The sequence below is a fragment of the Paenibacillus sp. FSL R7-0333 genome, from assembly GCF_038000365.1.
Lineage (GTDB): Bacteria > Bacillota > Bacilli > Paenibacillales > Paenibacillaceae > Paenibacillus_AQ > Paenibacillus_AQ silagei.
On record NZ_JBBOBZ010000001.1, the window covers coordinates 6,997,771 to 7,023,517 of the forward strand.

The following is a 25,747-nucleotide window of genomic DNA, read 5'->3' on the forward strand; positions in this document are numbered from 1 at the left end:
TCCCGATTGCCGACTTCTCTTGTCCCAGCCGCAGATCAGCCTTTGACTGAGCCGCCCATCAGACCCCGGACGAAATACTTTTGCAGCAGGAAGAAGATCGCCAGCGGCATCAGCATCGAGATAAAGGCTGCCGAGGTCAGCAGATGCCAGTCATTGCCGCGCGAGCCGACCAGATCGGCGATCTTCATCGACATGACCTGTACCGACGGCTGGTTCCCGATGAAGATCAGCGATACCAGATAATCATTCCATACCCAGAGGAACTGGAAGATTCCGATGGAAGCGAGTGCAGGTACGGATAGCGGCAGAATCAGTCTGCTGAAAATAGTAAAGTGGCTGGCGCCGTCAATAAAAGCCGATTCAAACAGATCCTTCGGCAGCTGGCTGATGAAGTTATACATGAAGTACGTAACCAGCGGCAGGCCGAAGGCCGTATGTGCCAGCCAGATTCCCAGATAACTGCCGTTCAGCCCAAGCGCCGTGTAATCCTTGAGTACCGGAATGAGCGCAACCTGAATCGGAATGACCAGCATCGCAATAATGATGACGAACAGCGTCTTGCGTCCGGGGAACCGTAACCAGGCGAAGGCATAGGCGGCAAAAGAGGCGATCAGCACCGGAATCACCGTCGCCGGAACAGCAATCGTCAGTGTATTCCAGAACGCCTGCGACAATCCGCTCCCCTTTTGCACCGTTTCACTGCCATCCGCTTCCTTGAGTGTGTACTCCTTGCCGGACAGCACATTCTTATAGTTGTCGAGCGTGAGATCAGGCACCGCCTGCCAGCCCTGCTCCTGCATATTCACCGTACGTGCCCTGCGGTTCTCCCACATCAGGCGGCTGCCATCCGCCTTCACCCCTGCCTTGAGCTGTTCATCCGTATAGGTCTTGCCGTTCACCTCAATCGGCTCCCGCAGATCCACCTCCTTGGGAAGCTGCACCGTCTCTCCCGCTTTCCATTCCTGATGGGGGAACACCTTCCACCAGCCGGTCTGCAGAATATCCGCCGCAGGACGGAAGGAGGAGGCGAAGAGTCCGAAGGTCGGCAGAATCCAGAGGAAGCAGATGACGCCCAGAATCAGATTGACGGCCGTTTTGCTGCCTTTTTTTTTCTTGGTGCCCACCATTAGAATCCCCCCTGCTTGCGGAACTGCCGCAGATTAATAAGGATAACAGGCAATACCGCGATCAGGAGCACGATAGCCAGCGTAGAGCCGTAGCCGAAGTTGCGGTACATGAAGAACTGCCGGTAGAACTGCGTCGCTACAACTTCTGTATCATATTGACCGCCTGTCATCACCATGACAACGTCAAATATTTTCAGCGTAAAGACAATAATCGTGGTGGTCACCGTCAGAATCGTCGTAGAGATGTAAGGAATCATGATGCCAAAAAAGATCTTTACCTCACCCGCGCCATCCACCCGTGCAGCCTCCAGAATATCCTCGGGCACTCCTTTGATGGCCGCTGAGAAAATAACCATCGCAAACCCCGTCTGCATCCAGATCAGAATGATAATCAGGAAGAAGTTGTTCCACGGCTGCAGCATACTCGTCCAGGCCTGCGGTTCACCGCCGAAATAGGTCACAATCGCATTCAGCAAGCCAATCTGCTCATCGCCCGGCTGATAATAATAGACGAACTTCCAGATGACCCCGGCGGCAACAAAGGAAATAGCCATCGGCATGAAAATAATCGATTTGGCGATCCGCTCATAGCTGCTCCGGTCGGCAAGAATGGCAATCAGCAGCCCGAAGCAGACACAGGCCAGCGTGCCCACGAACACCCAGAGCAGGTTGTTGCGCAGAGCCGTAGCCATCAGACGGTCGCTGAAGATCGCGGCGTAATTGCTGAGTCCGACGAACTTCTCGGAGGAAGCGTTGAAGAAGCTTAAGTACAGCGTCCGCAGGGCAGGCAGAATCAGCAGCCAACCGAGAATAAGGACAGCCGGTCCGACAAAAACATAGGGCAGCACCTTCCTGCGGACATGGTCCGGGTACTGTTCCACGGCCCAGGTCAAGGTGTAGTAGATCAGATATACGCCCAGCACGCCCCACAACACTGCGAGCACCGCAGTCAGCAGCGGTTGAAGCGTTGAATCGCGGAAAAACAGGAAAATCAGCCCGTTGACCACAATATTCGCAAGCAAAACGCCCAGCGATAGCAGCACTGCCCTGCCGCTAATTCTCTGACTGGCCTGCGCCCCGGCGGCCCCCGGCTCCGGCCTTATTTGTGCATCCATATCGGTTCCTCCTATAGGCTCTGTTAGAGCAGAGCCCTCTTCATAAGCACCCGTTACCACCAGCTGAGGGGCAGGCTTGATTGCTCAAGACCGCCCCTTCAACCTCTTGGCGTCTAAGTCCCGCGCATCCTGGGTCTTAGTTCTTCCAGCCTGACTGAATCTGCTCCAGGGCCTGATCCAGCGTAGCGGTTCCGCTCACATAGTCAGTCATGCCCTTCCAGAAGGTACCTGCCCCCACCTTGCCCGGCATCAGGTCCGAGCCATCGAAGCGCAGGGTCGAAGCATCCTGCACCAGCTTCGCCATCCGGCGGTCGGATTCGGACTGGTACCAATCCAGGGAAGCATCATTCATCGGGGCAATGACACCGCCGGATTGCACCCAGCTTTTGATCGATTCGCCAGTAGTGAAGAACTCCATTACAGCGCGTACTTCAGGGCGGTCATTGAACATAGCGTAGATGTCGCCTGCCACCAGGACCGGCTTGCCGTACTGCTCATCAATCGGCGGAAGATAGAACCAGTCATAGTCTGTATCCACCTTGGCCGTTTCCGGGAAGAAGCTGGTAATGAAGTTCCCCATCAGGTTGAACCAGGCTTTGGGCGGATTCTCGAACATCGGCTTCGGAGCATCGCCGAAGGCAGTAGTGACAATGGATTTAGCACCGCCGTAGACATAATCCTTGTTCAGCCAGATCTTGGACATCACTTCCACCGCGTTCTTCACTTCCGGCGAGGTGAACGGAAGCTCACCGCTTACCCACTTGTCGTAATTCTCAGGGGTCGTGGTCCGCAGCATAATGTTCTCTACCCAGTCGGTTGCCGCCCAGCCGGTTGCCGCGCCGCTCTCAATACCGATTGCCCAGGCTGGATCACCGTCTTTGGCGATTTGCTCCGTCAGGGCCATCATTTCATCCCAAGTCTGCGGAACCGTATATCCCGCTTCGTCAAATTGCTTCTTCGGATACCAGACCAGGCTCTTCACGTTGCTGCGGTTCCAGATCCCGGCCATAATCTTGCCATCCTTGCCGTCCATGGTGGACATATCCAGCCAGCTCTTATTGTAATTGGCCGTCAGCTTCGCCTGATCCAGCACCCCGGTCAGATCGATCACCTTGCCGGTCTTGGCAATAGAGGAGAGCAGGCCCGGCTGCGGGAAGTCCGCGATATCCGGCGCATTGCCGCCATCGACCCGGATATTAATCGTGGCTTCGAATTCCTTGGAGCCTTCGTATTGAATATCAATGCCGGTCTTCTCTTCAAATTCCTTAATGCTGCTCTCGAACTTCACCTGGTCCGCATCGACGAACGGTCCGAACATCGTGACCTTCGTGCCTTTATATTCACCCTTCATCGCCAAGTCTAATGGACTGCCTGCCGCAGCGGGATCCGGACTCTCTGTTGCTGCTGCGTTGTTATCTGCTGAAGGTGCGGTTGTTGGCGCTTCTGTAGCTGCCGGAGCCTGCGTTGGTGCAGCGTTGTTATTGCCGCCGCAGCCGCTGAGCATCATGGTGAAGGATAGACACAGCACCATCGCAAGTGACAGTTTACGTGCTGGAGCTTTCTTCATTGTTTCATACATCCCCTTTAATTGTTTTTAGAGACTGCATTAAGCCAGCTTCATTACCGGAATTCCTTCCGGCAGCGCAGCAACTCACCCCCTTATCGAAATTCACGGACAACAGGCACCCACACCCATTACAACCGCTAATTCAAACATATATTTTCCATATCACACTCAAATGTATACGCTTCCAATAGTGTGTTAGCACCTTCTGCTGTGGGTACGTTTCCTGAAATGGTTCCCGGAACGGTCCCGAAACAATTAGCTCATATTCCTGTAACGCATTATTCTGAAAAGCTTTTCAGAATAATGCGAAGAAACCGTGCTGCCCTATCCCCAGGCAGCCGTGCTTCAGCCCGCAGGAACTACATCTCATTTCTCACGCGAGGATTCTCTTACGATTAGCTTATGCTCCATCTTCTCTTTCATGACAGCCACCTTGCCCGTGGTCAGCAATTCATGCAGCTTCTCGGCCGCCCGGTACCCCAGCTGATAGATAGGCTGTGCGATGGTTGTCAGCTTCGGAATGAACATCCCCGACATCCGCAGATTGTCGAAGCCGATGACCGACACTTGTCCGGGAACCAGAATATTGCGGTCCTTTAAGTAAGAGATCGTTCCCATGGCGAACTCATCCGCTACACAGAATACAGCCGTTAATTCCGGATATTCAGTGAACAGCTCGTGCGTTGCCTGATAGGCCTGCTCAAAGCGGTGGTTAGCATACTTGATTTTGCCGATATTACGATCCAGCCCCGATTCGCTCAGGGCTCTCACGAACCCCGCCATCCGCGGTGGCCCGGACACCGAATTATCATGATTGAAGCCGATCATTCCAATCTCTTGGTGCCCCAGCTCAATCAGGAATTTCACAGCATCATACGCCGCCTTCTCATCATCCACCTCGACCGACGCTACCTCGTACTCATCGGAATGGGAGGAGACCAGCACGAATGGAATTCTGCAGCCTATAAGCTTCTCATAATACTCAGGGTGCAGAATATCACTGGCGAACACAACACCATCCACCTGCTTCTCATGAAAAGTATCCATATAGGACAATGTCCGCTCCTTGTCACGGTCTGTATTGCAGATCATCAGACTGTAACCGAGCTTAATGCAGGCATCCTGCATTCCCCGGATCACCCCTGCGAAATAGAGGTTCTCAATATCAGGAATGAGTAGCCCAAGAGTGAACGACTTCCTGTAAATTAACCCCCGTGCGAATGCATTAGGCTGATACTTGAGCGCTTCTATCGCTTCGATGACCCGGCTGCGCTTGCTCTCCACGACCGTATCCGGGGCATTCATTACACGGGACACAGTGCTGATGGATACTCCGGCCATCTTGGCGACATCTCTGATTGTTGGCTTCATAGTCTGACTTCCTTCTTATTCTTTTAGCCCGAAACGTGTGCCCTCCTTACCAGGGTTGGCCTTGCCGCTTAAGTTAGAAAAGCTTTTCAAAGCGATTATAGCAAGGCTCCCTTAAATTGGCAAGCAAATTGTTATGCGCTTACATTCTTGCCTGCGGAGCCCTTGCTGTACGGTTGTAACCGTCCAAATTCAGTCCAAATACTCCAAATTCATCCCTTCAGTAACTGTACCTTTCCCCTTCAAGTTCCCTCTCCCCGTCATGCCGCTTACTTAAAGTGTGTAAATTATATTATTTCATGTTATAATTGGCGGGTATATTGATTCATGGCTGCAAATAATGCTACTGATGCGGAATGCATCTACTATAGGAGGGATTCATGTGAAGCAATTGCACGACATACCATTCTCCGTACTGGATTTAGCCCCTATCCGGGAGGGCGGAACGGCGGCGGATTCTTTTCATAACACCCTTGATTTGGCCCGTCATGCTGAGAAGTGGGGGTATAACCGCTACTGGCTGGCAGAGCATCATAATATGACCGGCATTGCCAGCTCCGCTACCTCCGTGGTTATCGGACATGTGGCAGCCGGAACTAACACCATCCGCGTTGGTTCAGGAGGCATCATGCTCTCCAACCACGCACCGCTTATGATTGCAGAACAATTCGGCACGCTGGAATCCTTGTATCCCGGACGGATTGATCTGGGTCTGGGCAGAGCCCCCGGCTCGGATCAGGCGGCCGCCAGAGCACTGCGCCGCGGCCTCGGCAGCGATGGCAGTGAATTCCCCGAGCAGCTTAGCGAGCTGCGGGCGTATTTCGACCCCGAAGGATCAGGCTCCCGTCCGGCCGGTGTCCGTGCCGTGCCCGGTGAAGGGCTGAACATCCCGATCTGGCTGCTCGGCTCCAGCGGCTTCAGCGCCCAGCTTGCGGGCCAGCTGGGTCTGCCTTTTGCTTTTGCCAGCCACTTCGCACCGGATTATCTGCTGCCGGCCCTGCATCTGTACCGTACCAGCTTCAAGCCTTCAGCTGTACTCGACAAGCCTTATGTTATGGTGGGCTTGGGAATTACGGCAGCGGATACGGTAGAAGAAGCGCGCAGACTTGCCACTTCCCAGCAGCAGCAATTCCTTAACATTATCCGTGGCCGCACCGGCAAGCTCCAGCCGCCTGTAGACAGTCTGGACGGAATCTGGACCTCCCAGGAGAAAGCACTGCTTATGAGCAAACAGCAATACTCCATTGCGGGCGACCAGGCCCTGATCGAAGAACGGCTGCTCCAGATTCTCGAAGAGACGGGTGCCGATGAGTGGATTATCGCTTCACAGATCTATGATCACTCTGCCCGCCTGCATTCGTATGAGCTTGTGGCCGACCTGTTGAAGAAGTAATACTGCCGATTTTATTGAATTAATCAGCCCGTACAACGGCCTGCGCAAACCCAGCAGGTTAGTTATACGGGCTGTTTCTGTGCAGCAACCACGAGTTTTCCGCAATCACCATGTTCTTTATAACATACAATAAAATGCAATAAACAGAGAAATAAAGAGATATCCGTAGGTATTCGGACTTAAATCTAATTTCAATAGAAAAAGTAGCTAAATTCATTAATTTCAAACCCCTTTTCCGGTTTTTCTTTATGCCCATTTGAGATTATACTGTAATTAATATTCGTTATAACGAACGTAAACGCATTTTTACCATTCCGCCTCGTTCACGCACGTTTAGGCTTATCTAGATCCGTTCGTACTCGTTCTGATTTATATCATCGCTTTAATTGGTAGTAGTTCTTCAAGAAACCACTTTATTCGACAAACTATGATTTAGAAGCGCGAACCGGGGCGGATTGTGGCTAGTGGCTGCCGAAGGTCTGCACAGGAAGGGGCGGGGAGAGTGAAGAAGAGACATACATCTATAATTGGCGCGTATATTTTGGCCGTTCTGGCAGGTGTAATCTGGCATGCCGGAGGGGTCAGCGCTGAGGATACGATCAAGCTCACTGTCAACTCACATACGACCAGTACGGCAACCATGAACAACATGCAGCCGGGAGATACGATGGCTTCGGATTATAAGATTATCAATGACGGAAATGATCCGTTCGATTACGCAGTAGCCTTTCAGTTCCGCTCCGGGGACGCAGATCTGTACAATATCCTGCAAATGACCCTGCAAAAAGAGGGAGTAATCCTCTACTCAGGGGTAATGAGCGAGGCCCCGGGGGTAGTGACCATCGGCTCGCTTGCCGGAGGGGAAGAGGAAGCTATCGAAATGAAGGTGTTGTTCCCGCCGGAGGCAGGCAACGAGTTCCAGGAGAAGACGGTAAGTGTCGCCTTTGAATTCACGGCAACTGCTGCGCCTGCGCCGACAGCCAGTCCGACCTCTACACCGCAATCCACAGAGGAGCCAACGGCTACAATAACGCCTATGCCTACGTCAACGCCCGGGTCCTCCAGCAGCCCTGGCAGTACACCGCCTGCTGCAACAACAGTCCCTACAGCCTCACCGGCCGGCACTGCATCGCCTGGCAGCTCAGCAGCGCCATCACAGGCACCGGCAACTGCTACGGCAGCACCGGATGGAGTGAGCGTAAGCGAAGAGCCTGTTCCGCTAGGGGCAGGAGAGGAAGACGGCGGCAACCGTCCGTCCGCAACTCCTGATTCCGGAGCCGCTGCACCCGGCAGCACACCAGCCCCTTCACCGGGGAAAGAGGTCAACCTCACAGACGACACGCTTCCGCTGGGCGGGCCGGAGGAAGACGGCAGACTGCCGGACACAGCCAGCCCTTGGTACAATCTGATTGCGGCCAGCCTGGTTGTCGCCATGATTAGTGTGCTTGTGCTCCGCAGGCTGGGCCAGAAGAAGTAACTTTATGTAGATGTAAGGAGGAGAGAGCATGAAGATACGCAGCGGGTTCACTTTAGCCGTCAAGCTGATCTTCCTGCTCTCTGTGTGCGTTATGCTGTATTCCGCCTTCCAGATCCTCCAAGCGCCCGCCGAAGCCCGCGAAGCCCTGAGAATCTGGGACAAAAAGAGGGAGGAAGCCCAGAATCCCGTAAGCTCCGAAGAAGAAACACCGCTTCCTGAAGGTATGGTCAGCAGCGCAGAATCACCAAAAGGCGACAAACCTGCTTATATAGCAGGAGAGGTAATCGGGGAGATCTATTTTCCGAAGCTGAAGAAGCGGGTCGCCATTCTGGAGGGAACCGGACGGGCGGAGCTTAACCAGGGCGCCGGACACGATGAGGCAAGCGCCGCCCCGGGCGCCTCAGGGAACAGCGTCCTGGCCGGACATCGTGACACCGTCTTCCGCAGCCTCGGGGAGCTGGAGCCCGGAGACACGCTTGAGCTTGCGACAGCAGAAGGAACTTTTACCTATGAAGTGACCGGCAGCCGGATTGTTGATGGAGATGCACGGGGAGCAATTAAGCCCAGCAAAGACCCCATACTCACCTTGATTACCTGTTACCCGTTCTCTTATGTAGGCTCAGCGCCCGACCGCTACCTGCTCTCGGCCAAGCTCGTCTCCAGCCAGCTGCCGGGGCAGCAGCCATAGCCCGTTCTCCCGTCCCCCACTTACACGCTGCCTTCCCCCTTCCAACTTATCTCCGGCCCCTCGCCTCCTTCTAGCCAGTTATCCCCTTTCACTCCTCTCCCTTTGCCTAAAGTATGAGACCCGGGCCGGATCGTGATAATATAGACATACGAAGCTGAAGAGGAGATGACCTGCATTGAAGGAAGAATTAATTAGACGTTTTGTATCGTATGCTGAAATGGATACCCAATCGAATGAGGACAGCGAGTCCTGCCCGTCCACTCCAGGCCAAATGGTACTGGCGCATAAGCTGGCAGAGGAGCTGCAGGAGCTGGGACTGACGGAGATTACGGTGGACGAGCATGCCTATGTCATGGCCTCGCTGCCCGCCAACACAGATAAAGAGGTTCCGGTAATCGGCTTCCTGGCCCATCTGGATACCGCTACAGATTTCACCGGCACGAATGTGAAGCCGCAGATTGTAGAGAACTATGACGGGCAGGATCTGGTGCTGAATGAAGCGCAGAATATTATCATGTCCACGAAGAGCTTCCCGGAGCTGAGCGGTTACAAGGGGCATACGCTGATTACGACCGACGGCACCACCCTGCTGGGGGCAGACAACAAGGCAGGCATCGCTGAGATCATGACGGCTATGGCCTATCTGCTGGCGCATCCGGAGATTAAGCATGGCAAGATCCGGGTCGCTTTTACCCCCGATGAAGAAATTGGACGCGGCCCGCATAAGTTCGACGTTGCCGCCTTCGGCGCTTCCTATGCCTATACTGTGGACGGAGGCCCGCTCGGGGAGCTGGAATATGAGAGCTTCAATGCCGCCGCCGCCAAAATCACCTTCCACGGAGTCAATGTCCATCCCGGTACAGCCAAGGGCAAGATGATCCATTCGTCCAAAATCGCCATGGCCTTCCATCTCCGTCTGCCCGCCGGTGAAGCCCCTGAATTCACAGACGGCTACGAGGGGTTCTACCACCTGATCTCCATGCAAGGCAGTGCCGAACACAGCAAGCTGCATTACATTATCCGTGATTTTGACCGCGACAGCTTCGAGAACCGCAAATCGAATATCGCTGCGATTGTGGAGGAATTCAAATCTACGTACGGAGCGGACAACATCGTGCTGGAGATGAATGACCAATACTATAATATGCGCGAGAAAATCGAGCCCGTCCGGCATATCCTCGATATCGCCCGGGAAGCGATGGAGGACCTCGGAATCACGCCGGTTATCCGTCCAATCCGCGGAGGAACTGACGGCTCACAGCTCTCTTATATGGGGCTGCCTACACCGAATATATTCACCGGAGGCGAGAATTTCCACGGCAAATTTGAATACGCCTCTGTTGACGTAATGCTGAAGGCTGTACAGGTTATCGTTGAGATTGCCCGTCTGGCGGAGCAGAAAGCGTAAATAAGATTATATTAAAAACAGCAAAAACCCCGTGCTGCCCTGGAACAAGGGGCGCACGGGGTTCTTATATTTCTTTGGTCACAGACCGTTAACCGTCTGTTGCTTTACTGCTTAACCGGCAGCCAGCCCGGCGTGTTCACCAGTGCTCCCCAGAGGTAATCCGGGATCACAAGCTCTGCCTGGGCAGCCGGATCGAGCTCTGTCTTAATCTCATCGGCCCGGCCCCCGGCCAGCTTCTGCACCCAGTCCGGTTCAATCAGAAGCGGCCGGCCCAGGGCAACCAGGCTGATGCCGCTGTCCAGACTCTTCAGGGCATCGGCGGCAGAGTAGAGCGAGCCTACGCCAATTACCGGAGCCTTGTCTCCCGCCCGGTCTACGATCTGCTCAATGCGCGGACGGCTGTCCTCCGTTCCCCGGTGCGGCAGCGACCACAGCTCCATGAGGGAGGCATGCAGGTAATCAAGCCCTTCCGCTGTCAGTGCATCGATTAGGGCAAACGTGTCAGCCATCGTAATCCCCGGTGTCTCCGGCTCTTCAGGCGAGAAGCGGTAGCCTACAAGGAATGCACCCTCTGCATGCTGCTTCACCGCAGCCTTGACACTGCGCAGAACGGCCAGCGGGAAGGCGAGACGCTTCTGCAGATCCCCGCCCCATCGGTCTTCGCGTCTGTTAGAATGCGGCGAGAAGAACTGCTGCAGCAGATATCCGTTCGCACCGTGAATCTCGACGCCATCGAAGCCGGCCTCGATCGCCCGGCGCGTCGCTTCACCGAAATCAGCGATAATTCCGGTAATCTCTTCGTCTGTCAGCGGGCGCGGAACCGCACCCTGTCCGCCGCCCGGCAGCTCAGCCGGCACATCGCTTGCACTGACAGGCTGCCCGTCAACCAGCTGCTCCGGCGGGCATTGGCGTCCGCCATGGAAGATCTGGAGCACGGCCTTCGCTCCTTCGCCCTTGATGGCCTCCGCCAGCTCACGCAGGCTTGGAATCAGCCCGTCATGGTCAGCTCCGAATTCGCCCGGGAAGCCCTTCCCGCCGCGTGAGACATAGACACACGCGGTAATGACCATCCCTGCCCCGCCCGAACGGCGGATATAATAATCCAGCTCCGGCCGGGAGACGGTTCCATCCTCATTCGAGGAGAAATTAGTCATCGGCGCCATGACCACACGGTTCTTCAGTTCAATCCCGTTCTTGAATTTGAACGTCTCCAGCAGCGGGCTATATTCTGTCTTCAGCATACCTACCAGCCTCCATGTATTTAAATCTTCACAAACGTTAGTATACAACTTAATTTTGCACAATACAAATATAGCACCTTCGTTCACAGATGCTATCTATCACAGGGAGGTGCATCTTTCCAGATCACCTTGTCCCCGTAATTCTTGCCCCAGTCATACATCATACGCAGCACCGGCATCAGAGTATGTCCATACTCTGTCAGGGAGTATTCTACCCGCGGAGGAACCTCCGCATATACCTGCCTGAATACCAGCTGATCCTCCTCCAGCTCGCGAAGCTGGTTGGTCAGCATTTTCTGGGTGATATGGGGGATCAGCTTTTTCAATTCACTGAACCGCTTGGTCCCTTCCAGACCCAGGTGCCACAGTATAATCAGCTTCCACTTGCCGCCGATCACAGCGAGCGTAAGCTCCTTCTCGCAGTTGATCTCCTTCAGATTGATGCGGTCTTTAATTTCAGTTGCCAAGATCTAGCCCCCTTCCGGCTATAATCATAATACCAATCCATCATGGGCCGCACATAGGCAGCAAAGGATGCCCTCCCGTCAAGGAAAGCATCCGTGTGATAGCTTTATTGTATTCCAAGCTCTATTCTATTCCAAATCGTATGCTATTCCAAATTGGCATGCTTGCCGAACATCCGGCCGGAGGTCTGCCCCGTCTGCTCCATGATCCGCAGAATGACTGCATCATAGAATACAAGCAGCGTCTGTTCAAACAAGGAGGCCATCGGCTGCAGCGTAGTATAGCCACCGTCCGGCCGTTCCTTGGGAGCGCCAGGCAGCTTAACTGTATAATCTGCGAGACATCCGATCGTCGAATCCGGCTGAATGGTCACGAGGACTACAGCTGCACCGATTGCCTTGGCTTTCTCAGCCATGGAGACTAGTCCCTTCGTCTCGCCTGAGCCGGAACCCAGTACAAGCACATCGCCGGGGCCAATGCCCGGCGTTACTGTCTCTCCGACCACATAAGCTGTCCGCCCGGCCTGCATCAGCCGCATGGCGAAGGCCCGGCCCATCAGGCCGGAACGCCCGGCACCGGCCACGAAGATCTGACCTGCGCGCAGCAGCAGCTCCGTCAGCGCCTCGCCTTCTCCGACATTCAACCCGGAGACGGAGCCTTCCAGCTCCTTCACAATTTCCTGTGCATAATGCTGCGTGTCCATGGCTGCTTAAGCCTGGCTTACAAGGCGCTTCATTTCCGCCGCAGCTGCCTTCATGTCGGCTTCGCCGGTAATGCCGCCGCCCACGATTACCAGATCAGGCTGCGCAGCAATCACTTCAGGCAGTGTACTCAGCTTAATGCCGCCGGCAATTGCGGTTTTGGCCCGGGTAACCACGCTCTTAATATCTCTCAGATCCGCGAAGGAATTCTTGCCTTCAGCCTGATGGTCATAGCCGGAATGCACGCAGACATAATCCACACCCAGCGCATCCACTTCAGCGGCTCTGGCTTTGAGATCCTTCACATTAATCAGATCGACCAGGATCTCTGCACCTGTCTTCTTCGCTTCCTCCACCGCACCGCGGATCGTTGAATCATCAGATACACCCAGCACAGTCACGATGCCCGCGCCTGCTTCCACTGCCTTCATGACCTCATATCCGCCAGCATCCATGATTTTGAGATCAGCCAGCACCGTAAGCGCCGGAAAAGCTTCCTTGATCGCTTTTACCGCATGCAACCCCTCATTAATAACAACCGGAGTTCCAATCTCTACGATATCTATAGATTCGGCAACCTCAGCAACCACCGCCTTAGCTCCAGCAATATCCACCAGATCGAGTGCTAATTGTAATTTCATATGTGTAAGTTCTCCTTATCCGTAAATTATTTTAGAAAGTGCTGTTTCTCAGTTTAGGGATATACTGCCGATTAGGGAAGTAGGCACTTTAAAGTGAGGTAGTCACCTGGAGGATACTATTGGGCGAAGCCGGGGGATTTTTAGCCGACATGTCTGAAATCCTACTGCATTTTCACAACGGCTGTGCTACCATACATTTAATTCGAAGAATTACAGCCGCGAGGGAATCCTAATAAGAAGGTGTATGATGGAAACAAGCAAGCCCAAGACATTCAACTTAATGAAGCTGACCTGGCCGATCTTCCTGGAGCTGTTCCTGTTCATGCTCATGGGCAGTATGGATACCTTCATGATCAGCTCTGTGTCCGATGATGCGGTCTCCGGTGTCGGAGCAGCCAATCAGATTATTGCCATAGCTATTCTGGCGCTTAGTGTCATCGGGAACGGCGCGGCGATCGTCGTGTCGCAATACCTCGGCTCCAAGCAGCCCAAGGAAGCCGCCAGAGTGATCGGCAATGCAGTTACCCTGAATCTTGCGGTAGGGATCATACTTAGTACAGTGATGCTGCTGCTCGGAGGCCACCTGCTGCAGGCGCTGAACGTGAAGGGTGACATTCTCGCCTACGCCCGCTCGTATATCAACATTGTCGGAGGCGCGATCTTCCTGCAGGCCCTCATCAACGCGCTGGCCGCCACCATCCGGACCCACGGCTTCACCAAGCAGACGATGGCGGTATCGCTGCTGATGAACGTTATCCATGTCGGCGGTAACTATCTGCTGATCTTCGGCCATTTCGGACTGCCTGCGCTAGGCGTGGAGGGTGCGGCCGTGTCAACCGTAATCAGCCGCTCCATCGCTCTCTTGATTTTCTTCCTATTGCTCTACCGGATTATGGAGGTACGCGTGAAATGGAGCTATTACGTTCACCTCTCCAAGAAATACGTGCTGCAGATTCTCAAAATCGGTATTCCGTCCGCCTTCGAATCCGTAATGTACCAGTGCTGCCAGCTCGTCTTCACCCTGTACATCACCTATTTGGGGGCCGAGGCCATGGCTACCCGCCAGTATGCGGTTAATATCTCGAACTACATCTTCCTGTTCAGTGTAGCGGTGGCAATGGGGACCTCAATTATTGTGGGGCATCTTGTAGGTGCAAAACGGACGCAGGAGGCTTACTCACGGGTGTTCACCAGTGTGAAGTGGGCGCTGCTGGTCACAGTCCTCATGGACCTGATCGTCATTCTGTTCCGCAAGCCGCTGCTGGGTCTGTTCACGGATAATGAGCTGATTATCGCTATGGGCGCCCAGGTCATCCTGCTCAGCTTCTTCCTGGAGACCGGACGGACCTGCAATCTGGTCATTATCAACTCGCTGCGCGCGTCGGGCGATGCCAAGTTCCCGGTCTACATGGGCATGATATCCATGGTGTGCATGAGTCTGCCGCTGGGCTACTTCCTGGTGTTCACACTTGATCTGGGTCTGGCCGGGGTATGGCTGGCCACAGCGTTCGACGAATGGGTGCGGGCAGTCATTATGTACTTCCGCTGGAAAAGCAGAGCCTGGGAGAAGCATGGCCTGATCCAGCACGAACCGCCGGAAGCCGCTCCGGCAGCTCCGGCGCACTAACTTTGCGGCAGCTCCTCAGGCCGGCTCGCACACAAATAAGGGATGCTAATCAGCCACCGGAAATACGGCTGATTAGCATCCCTTTGTCTGTGCGCTTGTCCCATGCTCAGTTCCCCGTGGCTACTGCAACCTTATGTCTGGCTGCGAACTGCTCCGGCGTGACTGCTTTGCCGAACAGCGCCTGGATCATATCCAGATGGACCTGGGCAGCATGCGGCTTCATCTCCACATCCGCGAACAGGGTAATACTGCTGGCATTGTTCAATTCATTCAGCAGATCCACGTATAGCTGCGGCAGCTCCTCATTCGTGGTATCGACCTTGGTCGCCGGAATCACCCCCGCACTCGTCACTGAAGCCTCGCCCCATTTGAAGACGAAGTATTCGACAAAAGCCTTGGCCTCCTCCTTCACCCTGGACGATTCCGCTACGAACAGTCCGACACCCGGACCGCCTACCCAGTCGCCCGAATTCCCCTTCCCGCCTTCAACCGTAGGGAATTTGAAGAAGCCGACCTTGTCCTTGAAGGCCTGCGGAATCTCCGGGTTGGTCGTGAAGTTGGGCAACTCCCAGGTACCGGTCAGGTACATGGCCGCCTTTTCTTCCATGAATTCCGATTTGCCCTCATCATACGACAAGCCGTTGAAGCCGTTGTTGAAGGCGTTCATATCGACGAGGTTCTGCACTTCCGCCGCAGCCTGCACCAGTCCGGGATCATCGAAATAGCCCGTCCCCTTCGTTGCCCGCTTGAGCGTCTCACTTCCGGCAATACGGTCCGCCAGATACATATACCAGAGCGAGCCTGTCCACCGGTCCTTATTGCCCAGCCCCACCGGAGGCACACCATGACTGGAGAGCGCTCTCACAACTGCCTTGAACTCCTCATATGTTGTTGGCACCTGAAGATTATATTGGGCAAAGATCTCTTTATTATAAAAGATCGGTGAGATGTTCATCTCCAGAGGCAGCGCATAGGTCTTGTTATCGACAACATAAGACTCTGTAGTGCTCTTCAGGAACTTATCCTTAAGCTGCCCGCCATGCAGGATGTCATCCAGCGGAGCGAATAATCCGCCTCTTACATAAGGCTCCATGAAGCCGGCTGCCCAGGTTATGCCCACATCGGGAAGGTCATTGGAAGCGGAGAGCACCTTGAGCTTGCTTTTATACTGCTCATTCTCCAGCACATCCTGCCTGATGATAATACCCGGATGCTCCTTCTCATATTCTGCGATAATCTGGCTGACCAGCTTATACTGCTGCGCGGAGAGTCCGGCGGGCCAGATGTGCATCATATGAATGGTTATTTTTGGGGAAGAGGCACCGGTAGCTGCAAGCTCACTATTATTCTCTGCCGCAGAGCCGCAGCCTGTCAGAACAAGCAGCCAGATGCAGGCCAGGAGCAGCCCCTTGGTCATGTGATTTCTTCGCATTGCCATTGCCTCCCCATCTCACATTGCAAAAGGCCGTAATTATCCATGTAATCGCTATCATTCAAATTCTAGCATCGTACTCTGAGGCAGATAAGGGCACATTTATTGGCTAAAATACCACATTTATTGGATTTCCTGCGCTCCGCCCTTCATCTGCTGACGGTACCGGCTCGGGCTTATCGCCTCCAAGGACTTGAAAACCTTAATGAAATATTTATCCGTCCGATACCCTACACGCTCTCCAATCTCCCCGACCGGCAGCGCGGTTTGGAGCAATAACTCCTTCGCCCGCTGAATCCGCAGACGGGACAGATATTCCGTGAAGGAGACCCCGGCCTGCTCCTTGAACAGCACGCTGAAATAGCTGGCATTCAGGTGAATCATCCCCGCTACCTCAGCCATCGTCAGCTGTTCGTGCAAATGCTGCTCCACATAGGCAATGGCCTCCTTAACCGGCTGCCCCATCCCGGCCTGCTCCGGGTCAATCTCCAGCAGCTTGTGATCCACCAGCTTCTCCAGCTTCACATGGCGCTGCTGCTCCTCCTCCCGCTTCAGCGCATCCTCGACCACTGTCAGCAGCTCGGACTTGTCCAGCGGCTTCAGCAGATAATTGACTGCCCCCAGCCGCATCGCCTGCTGCACATAATCGAACTCCGCATAGCCGGAGATGACAATGATCACCGGCTTCCGGGGAGCTTCCTGCAGCGAATGGATCAGATCCAGCCCGCTCACCTCCGGCATGCGCACATCTGTGATCAGCAGATGGACGCGCTCCTGCCGCAGCCGCTCGCGCGCTTCCACCCCGTTGTCGCAGGTCTCCACGATATACCGGCCTGCCGCCCATACTTCCAGCGTCTGCTTAATCCCCTGACGCGTTCTTGGTTCATCATCTACGATTAGAATCGTCTTGTTGCCCAGACTCATAGGTATCCCCTCCATTGCTTGGAATCTCAAACCTTATTACAGTCCCCTCAGACCGCCGGCTCTCTACGATCAGCCCCTCCGTCTTCATGCCCGCTTCCGCATAGTACAGCTTCAGCCGCCGCTGCACATTCACCAGCCCCACTCCGCTGCCCTTGGCAGAGACCGGCGGCCCGCCATCCAGTGCATCTCGCAGCGCCAGCAGTGTGGCCTCATCCATACCCGGCCCGTTGTCCGACACCTCAACTGAGGTCCACCCCTTGCGGGAGGAGGGGGTGATTATGACTTCAATCACACCCTTGCCGACTCGGCTCTCCACTCCATGGAGAATGGCGTTCTCGACAATTGGCTGAATCAGCAGCTTGGGTACCGGTACAGCAGCCTCATGCGGGTCAAGCCTGATGTTCCAGGACAGCCGCTCTCCCATCCGCATCTCCATAATCCGCAGATAACGCCTGATCTGCTCCACCTCTTCACTCAGCGTGACCCATTCATCCTTGTTGTGCGGGCTGCCCATAATGTAGCGGAAGAGCCTGGACATCATGACCACTAATCCGGCCAGCTCCTCTTCCCCCTTCTCCTCCAGCGACCAGTTGAAGGCCTCCAGCGTATTGAACAGGAAATGGGGATTGATCTGCGCCTGCAAGGCTTTCAGTTCGGTCCGGCTCTGCAGGACCTCCTTCTCATAGACCACTCTGATCAAATCATTAATATTAGCCACCATACCGTTGTAGGTATTATTCAGCTCCCGGAGCTCCATGGTTGATACCTTCTGCGAATTGGGTGTCAGCACCCCCATGCGGGATTTGCGCATCGCCCGGATCAGGTGAATAATCGGCCGGGTAATCATTGTTGACAACAGAAAGGATATAATCAGGAACAGCAGGGTTCCGATTCCGCCTGACACCAGCAGTACCGTCCGCAGCACGGACAGTCCCTTGGTAACATAGCTGACAGGCGTCAGTACCAGCAGCGTCCAGGAGGTCTTGTCTGAGCGCAGCTTGACCTGCACATACTCCTTGCCACGGAAGCTCACCGTCTGATCCCCGCTCTCCAGCAGCGGCAGCAGATCCTCCTGCGGCGTTCCGCTGCTCCCGAGGAGCTGTCCTTCATCATTCACGAGCAGCACAGACTCCCCGCTGTCACTGCCGGAGAACGGATCGTCGAGCTGGAAGTAGCTGCGCTGGATGCGGGCCATCAGGTAGCCGCCCCGCGAGAACCAGCGGTCCATCAGGCTGACCTGGCGGATCGCCAGCAGGCTCTGATCATCATGCGGATCAACGCCGATCCAGACCAGCCGCCCCTTCTGGGCATTAGCCTCACTGATATGCTGCTCGTTAATTCTGCTCTCCAGGCTGCCTTCCTTAATCGGGAACAGCAGCCTGTAATCAGCAGTATATAGCTCCAGCGAGCCTACACTCGGCATGTACGCCTGATAGCTGGAGATAATCTGTAGCAGCGACTGGCGCTGATTGAAGGACACCTCATTGCCGTCCAGCTCCTCCAGCAGCAGCTGTTGAACGGTAGGATGATTGGCCACCTGCTCCATCAGACCGTCAATCTGGCCGGTCAGCGCGTCCAGCCTTCCGTTGGCCTGAACCGCCGTCTGCTGGATATGCCGCTCGGCATTATTTTTGAGCAGAATAGAGACACGGTCATACACAAATGCTCCGGACACCAGAATAATAATGAGCATCACCAGCAAAAAACCGATGAATATCTGATTGCGCAGTGTGTTGAGCTCTCTGAACCTCTGAAGCATCAGAATTCCTTCTTTCGTTGGCAGCGTTTCCAACTCTATTCTCCAAACCCCGGGAGTTTTGTCAAGATAAATCATTCCCCGCAGGCGAGAGACAGCCCCGAAGTCCCCGCGGATACCAGCAACAAAAAACCCTTAGCACAGTTCTCCCGGTTCGAGGAACTGCCCTAAGGGCTTACACAGAAGACTACTTAGATGAACATTAACGGAGTGATCCATTCGAAATGCAGGGCCGCCCACAGCAGAACCAGCAATACCGCGCCGATGCAGTAGCTTATCACCTTGCGGCGAGTTGGCTCCAGATAAATATCCAGCGGAATCAAGATCAGAATCAGACCAATCGCAATGATGTTAAGCATAGGCTTATGATAAAAAATCCCCGCTGCATTCAAGGCAACCGCAAGGAGCGTCAGAAGCAGAAAATATTTTCTCATAGCTACATCATCCCTGTATTTGCCATTATTGTCAATCCAAAAAAAATAGCCCATTGCGGGCAAGGAACGGACAGCTGTATAGGGTTACTCTCCTCTAATTCCGTATAAACCGGTCAGAGAGCGGCAGCCTTAGCGGATAGTAACGCTCTTCTTAATAGCCTTCGCGTCCAAATTCTTATTAACGAGCGTAGGCAGCATCTTCATGCTCCGGGTCATGGGCGAATTACATTGCCAGCAGGTAGGCACATGTTGGAAGGCAAAGTTGTCGCGTATCCATCCGGTGCATTCTTCCTTGGTGCAGGACCAGATAGCCGTCTCTTCCTGCGGAAGATCTACCATTGCTTTTTTACGAAAATACATAAGTACCCCTCCTAATAGCTTGGTTAGTGCGTCCTACGGACTGTTATGGCAGAACGGAAGCTTGTTCTCTACTACATGGTCATAAAAAAAACTACCCTCAACTGGTGTTAAGGGCAGCTTATTTGTGGAATTACAGTTTTACAACGTTCTCAGCCTGTGGTCCACGAGCGCCTTGAGTTACGTTGAACTCAACGCGTTGGCCTTCGTCCAAAGACTTGAAGCCTTCGCCAGTGATTGCGGAGAAGTGTACGAATACGTCGCTTCCGCCTTCAACCTCGATAAAACCGAAACCTTTGTCTGCGTTGAACCATTTTACTGTACCTGTTTGCATGATATTACCTCCAAAGTTTATTTAACACATGTCCTTTTATTCCTACGTATTGTACGAACAAATAAAAATTCACACATTGGAAAAGGCTTCATACACAAATGCTAACCTTTTACAATATGTGAATTAAGGGTTAAATTTATGATTAACTTCATTGTAGCACACTATTTTCCCAAATGCAAAGGGTTACTGCCAATAACACAAAATAAATTTTAAATTTTAGAGAACCTATGCCAGGCGCACGGCTTTGGGGGATCAGCCGCGCACCACCGGCTAAGGCTTCAGTCGATATATCCGGCCAGTCCCTTGTCCATCAGGTAATCCATTTCTGCATCCAGAATGGTCTCCACCGTCAGCTCGTCCAGCTTCACATCACGCTGCGCAGTCACATAGTCAACCAGATCATCATTATCGATATCAACCTCGCCTTTGGCATTGGCCTTGGCCTTATTAATGAACGTCTGCTCATGCTTCAGCACCAGCCGGATAACGGCCGGGGCCACCTTCGTCTGTGCAGACAATACCTCCACCAGTTCCTGCTCGTTCACTTCATTACTCATCTTCGTTCGTCAGCTCCTTGGTATATATGAACCCTGATTGTACCACAAGTCCCGTTCGGGCGTGCAGCCTCATCTCCACCAGGGCAGAACCGGATATCCGGCGGCCCCTGCGGTTACAGTCTCCCCGATTCTCGGCGTGGCCAGCCGTACACCTCTCAGCGCCGCAGCAGCCGAGATCCGTTCTGCCGGATCAGTCCAGTCATGCATCGACAAGGTGAATGCGCCCCAATGGATGGGGATCAGCAGACCTCCCTGCACATCGATGTGCGCCTCGACAGTCTGTACCGGCAGCATATGGATATCCGCCCAGCGCGGATCATATTGGCCGCATTCCATCAGCGTAAGATCGAAGGGTCCATGGGTACGTCCGATCTCGGCAAAATGCGGGCCATACCCGCTGTCTCCGCTGAAGAAAACCTTGGTCTTCTCCCCCTCCATAATCCAGGAGCACCACAGCGTGGTGTTGCGGTCCAGCAGACTCCGCCCGGAGAAATGCCGTGCCGGAGCGCAAGTGAAGGTAATCCCTTCATAGGTAAGCGTGTCGCCCCAGTCCTGCTCGCGGATCTTCTCTGCGGCCACCCCCCAGCGGCGCAGATGGGCGCCGACACCCAGCGGTACAATGAACAGTCCTACCTTATCCTTCAGTTCGCGGATGGTTCCATAGTCCAGATGATCATAATGATCATGGGAGAGCAGAACCGCATCCAGCTGCGGCAGGAGGGCAGCCTCCAGCGGAAGCTGCTTGCTGTAGCGGCGGCCGCCAATGAACGGAAACGGAGACGGGGCACGGCCCAGCATAGGGTCGAGGAACAGGGTCAAGCCGTCCATCTCCAGCAGCACCGCTGAATGCCCGAACCAGGTAACCCGGGTATCGCGTCCCGCTCCTATAGAGGACGGCAACAGCGGCTGCGGCTGAAGAGGCTCGGCAGGTCTGGAGTGGGGGTTACCCTTAATGAAGTCCTTCAGAATGGAGAGTCCGCTGCTTCCAGCCTTGTCACCGCTCAGTTCCGCAGTCTGCGGATAAGCAAATTTGCCCTTGCTGTAATGGGCGGAGCCGAGGTTACGGGCCCTCTCCTGCTCCCCGGCCCTGCGCCCGAACGCCGGATAGACAGTCATGATAAGATACGCAGCGGCAACAACTGCAAGCAGAATAGAACCAATAATAATCAGGGTCATGCGGTAATCCTTCTTTCTGCGGGTTCGTGTCTAGCGATTCCAGCCCATCTTATATAACGGGATCAGCCTTTCCTATTTCGCTTGGCCCAGCTTGCGGGCTACGATAAGAATAAGCAATAGCGAGACCACAATAATAATGGCATTGAAGCCCCAGCGGCCCTGAAGCCACCAGCTTGTGCCGGGCGGCTCTGCTGCCGTTACCGGTACCCGGGTCTCTGCCCCCAGCGCGGCCTGCACCAGCTTCTCCCCGCCAATCCGGTCTTTGAAATTAATAATATCATACTGCGGAGCGGTTGCCAGCGTGTTGCCATAGCGCAAGGAATACGGCGTCTTCTCCCCTCCCGCAAATACAAGCCGGTCTACCAGGTATTCGATCTTAAGGTCCGTGATGGAGATGGGGGCATCGTCCAGATTGTAGATAACCATCCGCAGGGAATCAGAAGAGGCTGGCGTAACCGGCTGAATCTCAGTCCGGGAGATCCGGGTATCCTTGAAATCCAACCGGTACAGCTCCCCGCTTCCGGTGACCGGGAGCTTGATCCCGGCACTGTCATACAACTCATAGCGCCGCAGGAAATTCCCGGCGCTGCCGAGCATCACCTTCCCAATCTTCAGCCGGTCCGTGTTGCTTATCATGATCTCGGTACGGTTCTCCACCTGCGTAATCTCCGCCTGCGGCGATTTCTGCCGCATGAATGCAGCCGTGCTCCACTCCCGGCTGCTGTCCACCAGCGTCAGGCCGGGGAACTCCAGCCCCTCCGGGTTGTTCTTCACTACAAGCCGGTAATAGCCGAACTTGTAGCTGCGCTCCAGCGTAATGCTGTCCGCACTTAGCCCGTTCGTGGCATACAGATCCCCTGTACCAAGCTGCTCCCAGGCCTGCCCGTCATAGCCGCCCCACACCTCCACATGCTTCAGGAAGGATTCTGCGGGCAATTCGAACACCAGGCGGTTCCCCTGAATATCGACATGCTCGGCAAGCGGCTTAATCTGATAATCCAGCAGGGTATCCGTCCCATTCACTGCCTTGTGGATCAATTCCGAGGCATAGATCGCGCTATGCTCCTCCACCTTCTCTGCTCCACTCTCCATATAATAGGGAACCGGAGCGCCGGTGCTGTCCTGTATACGCAGATCGCGCAAGTCCTCTGCCGCAGAGCGGTACACCGCTTCATCCAGATACAATTTATAGTACGGAGCCGTCTCCGGGACGGAGATTTCGCGTGAGAACTTCCATTGCCCGCCGCCCGTCTTCTCCGCTTCGCCGGATGCCGCTGCTGCACTGTGAACCGGGAAAGCGCCGGGACCCAGCACAAGTCCGCCCAATACAGCGAGCAGCACAGCCGCCACTCTAGCTCTCTGTCCTGTCTTGCTCAGCAAGCGCATAAGCTTCCTCCATTCTGACCGATATCCGCTGGTAGAGGTAGGATATCCCCAGCAGGCAGAGTCCGAAGCTGAAGTACGCGATGATCTTGCTGCCGGTGTTCAGCAGGGTCAAGTCATAGAGCAGCAGCTTGCCGGTTGCCAGCAGGGACAGCGCCAGGCCGAAGCGGCGGATATACAGATATCTTTTCCAGAAGCCGTACATAATGAACAGCACGGCCAGCAGCAGATAGAGCAGACTGAAGGCCAGCCCGCCGTCACGCACCTGCATCTGCACCCCCAGGAACGCTGTAATCATCACCAGCAGATAGATACCCATAGCTACCGGGTACAGCTCTATATTCTTGTAATCGCGCAGCAGCGTCGTCCGCAGCAGCCTGGCACTGCTGAACCACACGAACACATTGAACAGGATCAGCAGACCCAGCACCACAATATCTGCAGCTGTGCTGCGGGACCAGCCTTCCGGAAGACTGGGCAGACCCAGTGTGATGCCAATACAGACTGCATAGGCGATCCCGTGCAGCACCAGGACCATGATGCCGACCACCCTGTCATACAGAACGCTCACCTTCGGCAGCGCATAAGCGAGTCCAGAGGTAAGCACGCCCGCCAGCAGCAGCTTGTAGAAGGCATTGTGCGCCATATCCTCCGGCACCATCCGGTCGTACAGGCGTAATGCTTCATACACCACATACCCGTAGAAGTTGACGATAGCCGCATATTTGAACCAGACGGTAGCCTGCACCTCCGCAGGTGTGCTGCGGAGCAGCGTCTCCTGATTCGAATAACGGATGGCATACAATAAGGCTACAATCACCATACCTGCGGTAATAAATGTATACTTCAGATCGAAATAGGAGTTCGTGTAGTAGATTACCGCATTATAATCAGATAGCTGCAGCAGAACGTCGAATCCGAAGAAGGTTAGCAGACAGAGGGAAAGGATGCCCCAGCCTGCACGTTCTACCATTTTGAAGCGGTACAGATGTCCGTAGACTGTAAGCGCAACGCCTTCCACCAGCCAGCCAATCGACCACCAGGCCGCTCCAAGCTGGAACGGAATCATCAGAATGGCAAAGGTCAGTGAGGTGACATAGAACAGCAGACGGCTCTCGCGTTCCTGCGGCATCTGCTTCTCCAGCAGCACGCCAAGCCCCAGATACATCAGGCAGAAGGCCAGCGCCAGCGCGCCTTTGAATTCATCCAGACCGGCATTCAGGAACAGAAGATACAGCGTTATGCAGCTAACGAGCGTGTTACAGCCCAGCAGGCCGAAGTCCAGCCAGTTCAGCTTCGTCTTGAATTTGAACGGATACCAGAGGGTAATCCCCAGATACATGGCGAAGGTCAGCACAGCGCAGAGAATGCCCGCAGCATAGCTATCCGCCAGATAAATCAGCAGCAGGATAGACGGCGTATTGAACAGGAAGCTGATGTAATTGACAACCACCCAGCGCTTGCGCAGAGAGATCAGCAGAATCAGCAGGTTCAGCACGAACAGATATCCCATAGCCGCGTACACCGCACTCCCCTCCAGCCCGAAGGCTCCAATATAAGAGAAGAGCGGCAGATAGCCCCCTACAAGCCCCATGGAACAGATTGTCCGTGACTCATAGCGCAGCGACAGCAGCACAGCGGACAGCGTGACCAGCACCGACAGGCCGATCCCGGCCCATAACCCGATAATCTCCAGCAGAAAATAACTGTAAAATATCGAGCCGTACAGCACCGACACCCCGCCGCCAATCAGACCCAGTGCGAAGGCTCCCCGCCCCTTGCGGAACAGCCACTCCCCGCCCCCCAGCATGACTGCCCCCAGCAGGAAGAAGGCGCTGCCCTTCATATAATCATTGAACCAGGTGGAGTAGGTGTATCTGAACCCGGCGCCCACTGCCAGGATCAGCAGCAGAATCCCCAGGCGGTTGATCCAGTTCAGGCCGATCTTCATTTCGATCCGGTTCTGCTTGCGGCGGCGCTGCAGGGTTTCCTCGTCAACTCCTTCAGCAGCCAAATCATCCAGACCGCTGTCCATCGTCCCCCTGAGCGAACGCTCTGCCTCCCGCTGCCACTGTCTGCGCAGCAGAATACTCTCATTCAGCTTCGCCTGCACCTCATCCAGAATATATGTGATCTGGGTTTTCTCCTGGCCCAGCTCACGCGCGCCGATATTGTACATCTCCTCTATTCGCCGCTTGGCGTCCTGCTCGAAGGACGTCAGACGGTCGAGATACGCATGATCCCGTGAGGCAAAATAAGTCTGCAGCTTCTGCCGCGATACCCGCAGAATGCCCAGCTTCTCATCCAGAATCTGCTCCGCCAGCGCAATCCGCAGCTCCGAGTTGTCGCGCTCAAGCCTCGCAGCCTGAGCCTTCAGCTCCGCCAGGCTCTGCCTGTTTGCCCCATTTTCCGTTCTTAACACTTCGTTCTCACGGACGAGATCACTGCTCTCATATTCTTCAATCAAAGACTGGTATTCCTTCAAAAGCCCGTCCTGCTGCTGCTGCACAGCCCTCATCCGATCTCTGAAATCCTCCATAGCCGCCCCCCGGTATCTGCTAATCGGCAAATTGTTA

Annotated in this window: 23 protein-coding genes; 5 read left to right on the forward strand and 18 right to left on the reverse strand. The window is 54.6% G+C overall.

Annotated features, from left to right (window positions below; genetic code table 11):
- Nucleotides 1-35: 35 nt before the first annotated feature.
- The 4 genes from MKY86_RS29980 to MKY86_RS29995 form a co-directional block, all read right to left on the reverse strand.
- Nucleotides 36-1,127 carry a carbohydrate ABC transporter permease gene (locus MKY86_RS29980; RefSeq protein WP_076074751.1) on the reverse strand — a complete coding sequence of 364 codons (1,092 nt, stop codon included), beginning with the start codon at nucleotides 1,125-1,127 and terminating at the stop codon, nucleotides 36-38.
- A complete protein-coding gene (locus MKY86_RS29985) occupies nucleotides 1,127-2,242 on the reverse strand; it encodes a carbohydrate ABC transporter permease (RefSeq protein ID WP_076074754.1) in 1,116 nt (371 codons plus the stop codon). The genes MKY86_RS29980 and MKY86_RS29985 overlap by 1 nt, the downstream gene beginning before the upstream one ends.
- Nucleotides 2,243-2,378: 136 nt before the next feature.
- Nucleotides 2,379-3,809, reverse strand: a complete 1,431-nt coding sequence (locus MKY86_RS29990) for an ABC transporter substrate-binding protein (RefSeq protein WP_076074757.1) — start codon at nucleotides 3,807-3,809, stop codon at nucleotides 2,379-2,381.
- A 366-nt stretch (nucleotides 3,810-4,175) separates the two neighbouring features.
- A complete protein-coding gene (locus tag MKY86_RS29995; RefSeq protein WP_076074760.1) occupies nucleotides 4,176-5,180 on the reverse strand; it encodes a LacI family DNA-binding transcriptional regulator in 1,005 nt (334 codons plus the stop codon).
- Nucleotides 5,181-5,559: 379 nt separating this feature from the next.
- Between MKY86_RS29995 and MKY86_RS30000 the strand changes: the two genes are divergently transcribed.
- The 4 genes from MKY86_RS30000 to pepT all read left to right on the forward strand — a co-directional run bounded on the left by MKY86_RS30000 (nucleotide 5,560) and on the right by pepT (nucleotide 10,143).
- Entirely contained in the window at nucleotides 5,560-6,570 is a 1,011-nt protein-coding gene (locus MKY86_RS30000) for an LLM class flavin-dependent oxidoreductase (protein ID WP_340827671.1), read from the forward strand.
- Nucleotides 6,571-7,072: 502 nt separating this feature from the next.
- Entirely contained in the window at nucleotides 7,073-8,047 is a 975-nt protein-coding gene (locus MKY86_RS30005) for a hypothetical protein (RefSeq protein ID WP_076074764.1), read from the forward strand.
- 28 nt (nucleotides 8,048-8,075) lie between these two features.
- Nucleotides 8,076-8,735 (forward strand): sortase, encoded by a 660-nt coding sequence (locus tag MKY86_RS30010; RefSeq protein ID WP_076074767.1) that lies wholly within the window; start codon nucleotides 8,076-8,078, stop codon nucleotides 8,733-8,735.
- A gap of 175 nt (nucleotides 8,736-8,910) precedes the next feature.
- A complete protein-coding gene (pepT, locus tag MKY86_RS30015; RefSeq protein WP_076074769.1) occupies nucleotides 8,911-10,143 on the forward strand; it encodes a peptidase T in 1,233 nt (410 codons plus the stop codon).
- Nucleotides 10,144-10,247: 104 nt separating this feature from the next.
- Here the strand turns inward: pepT and MKY86_RS30020 are convergent, their stop codons facing one another.
- The 4 genes from MKY86_RS30020 to hxlA form a co-directional block, all read right to left on the reverse strand.
- A complete protein-coding gene (locus MKY86_RS30020) occupies nucleotides 10,248-11,381 on the reverse strand; it encodes an NADH-dependent flavin oxidoreductase (RefSeq protein WP_143803542.1) in 1,134 nt (377 codons plus the stop codon).
- 95 nt (nucleotides 11,382-11,476) lie between these two features.
- Nucleotides 11,477-11,851, reverse strand: coding sequence for a winged helix-turn-helix transcriptional regulator (locus tag MKY86_RS30025; RefSeq protein WP_076074775.1), 375 nt, complete (start codon nucleotides 11,849-11,851; stop codon nucleotides 11,477-11,479).
- Between the two features lie 143 nt (nucleotides 11,852-11,994).
- Nucleotides 11,995-12,552 carry a 6-phospho-3-hexuloisomerase gene (gene hxlB / locus MKY86_RS30030; protein WP_076074777.1) on the reverse strand — a complete coding sequence of 186 codons (558 nt, stop codon included), beginning with the start codon at nucleotides 12,550-12,552 and terminating at the stop codon, nucleotides 11,995-11,997.
- Between the two features lie 6 nt (nucleotides 12,553-12,558).
- Nucleotides 12,559-13,191 carry a 3-hexulose-6-phosphate synthase gene (gene hxlA, locus MKY86_RS30035; RefSeq protein WP_076074780.1) on the reverse strand — a complete coding sequence of 211 codons (633 nt, stop codon included), beginning with the start codon at nucleotides 13,189-13,191 and terminating at the stop codon, nucleotides 12,559-12,561.
- A gap of 181 nt (nucleotides 13,192-13,372) precedes the next feature.
- Here hxlA and MKY86_RS30040 point away from each other — a divergent pair, with 181 nt between their 5' ends.
- On the forward strand, nucleotides 13,373-14,818 hold the full coding sequence (locus MKY86_RS30040; protein ID WP_445669943.1) for an MATE family efflux transporter: 1,446 nt from the start codon (nucleotides 13,373-13,375) through the stop codon (nucleotides 14,816-14,818).
- A 106-nt stretch (nucleotides 14,819-14,924) separates the two neighbouring features.
- Here MKY86_RS30040 and MKY86_RS30045 read toward each other — a convergent pair whose 3' ends face one another.
- The 10 genes from MKY86_RS30045 to MKY86_RS30090 form a co-directional block, all read right to left on the reverse strand.
- On the reverse strand, nucleotides 14,925-16,250 hold the full coding sequence (locus MKY86_RS30045; protein WP_076074785.1) for an extracellular solute-binding protein: 1,326 nt from the start codon (nucleotides 16,248-16,250) through the stop codon (nucleotides 14,925-14,927).
- A 123-nt stretch (nucleotides 16,251-16,373) separates the two neighbouring features.
- Nucleotides 16,374-17,174 (reverse strand): response regulator transcription factor, encoded by an 801-nt coding sequence (locus MKY86_RS30050; RefSeq protein WP_036728093.1) that lies wholly within the window; start codon nucleotides 17,172-17,174, stop codon nucleotides 16,374-16,376.
- Entirely contained in the window at nucleotides 17,137-18,933 is a 1,797-nt protein-coding gene (locus MKY86_RS30055; protein ID WP_076074954.1) for a cache domain-containing sensor histidine kinase, read from the reverse strand. Before MKY86_RS30055 ends, MKY86_RS30050 begins: the two co-directional genes overlap by 38 nt.
- Before the next feature lie 188 nt (nucleotides 18,934-19,121).
- Nucleotides 19,122-19,364 carry a hypothetical protein gene (locus MKY86_RS30060; RefSeq protein WP_143803530.1) on the reverse strand — a complete coding sequence of 81 codons (243 nt, stop codon included), beginning with the start codon at nucleotides 19,362-19,364 and terminating at the stop codon, nucleotides 19,122-19,124.
- 129 nt (nucleotides 19,365-19,493) lie between these two features.
- Entirely contained in the window at nucleotides 19,494-19,724 is a 231-nt protein-coding gene (locus MKY86_RS30065; RefSeq protein ID WP_036691977.1) for a cold-shock protein, read from the reverse strand.
- A gap of 130 nt (nucleotides 19,725-19,854) precedes the next feature.
- Nucleotides 19,855-20,055 carry a cold-shock protein gene (locus MKY86_RS30070; protein ID WP_036722718.1) on the reverse strand — a complete coding sequence of 67 codons (201 nt, stop codon included), beginning with the start codon at nucleotides 20,053-20,055 and terminating at the stop codon, nucleotides 19,855-19,857.
- A 278-nt stretch (nucleotides 20,056-20,333) separates the two neighbouring features.
- Nucleotides 20,334-20,612, reverse strand: a complete 279-nt coding sequence (locus MKY86_RS30075; protein ID WP_076074792.1) for a hypothetical protein — start codon at nucleotides 20,610-20,612, stop codon at nucleotides 20,334-20,336.
- A gap of 69 nt (nucleotides 20,613-20,681) precedes the next feature.
- A complete protein-coding gene (locus MKY86_RS30080; RefSeq protein ID WP_076074794.1) occupies nucleotides 20,682-21,788 on the reverse strand; it encodes an MBL fold metallo-hydrolase in 1,107 nt (368 codons plus the stop codon).
- A 72-nt stretch (nucleotides 21,789-21,860) separates the two neighbouring features.
- Nucleotides 21,861-23,174: a DUF3999 family protein gene (locus MKY86_RS30085; RefSeq protein WP_076074797.1), complete on the reverse strand. Its 1,314-nt coding sequence runs from the start codon at nucleotides 23,172-23,174 to the stop codon at nucleotides 21,861-21,863.
- The gene (locus MKY86_RS30090; RefSeq protein WP_340827674.1) at nucleotides 23,140-25,710 is read right to left on the reverse strand and encodes a DUF2339 domain-containing protein; all 2,571 of its coding nucleotides are present in this window, start codon (nucleotides 25,708-25,710) and stop codon (nucleotides 23,140-23,142) included. The genes MKY86_RS30085 and MKY86_RS30090 overlap by 35 nt, the downstream gene beginning before the upstream one ends.
- Nucleotides 25,711-25,747: the final 37 nt, after the last annotated feature.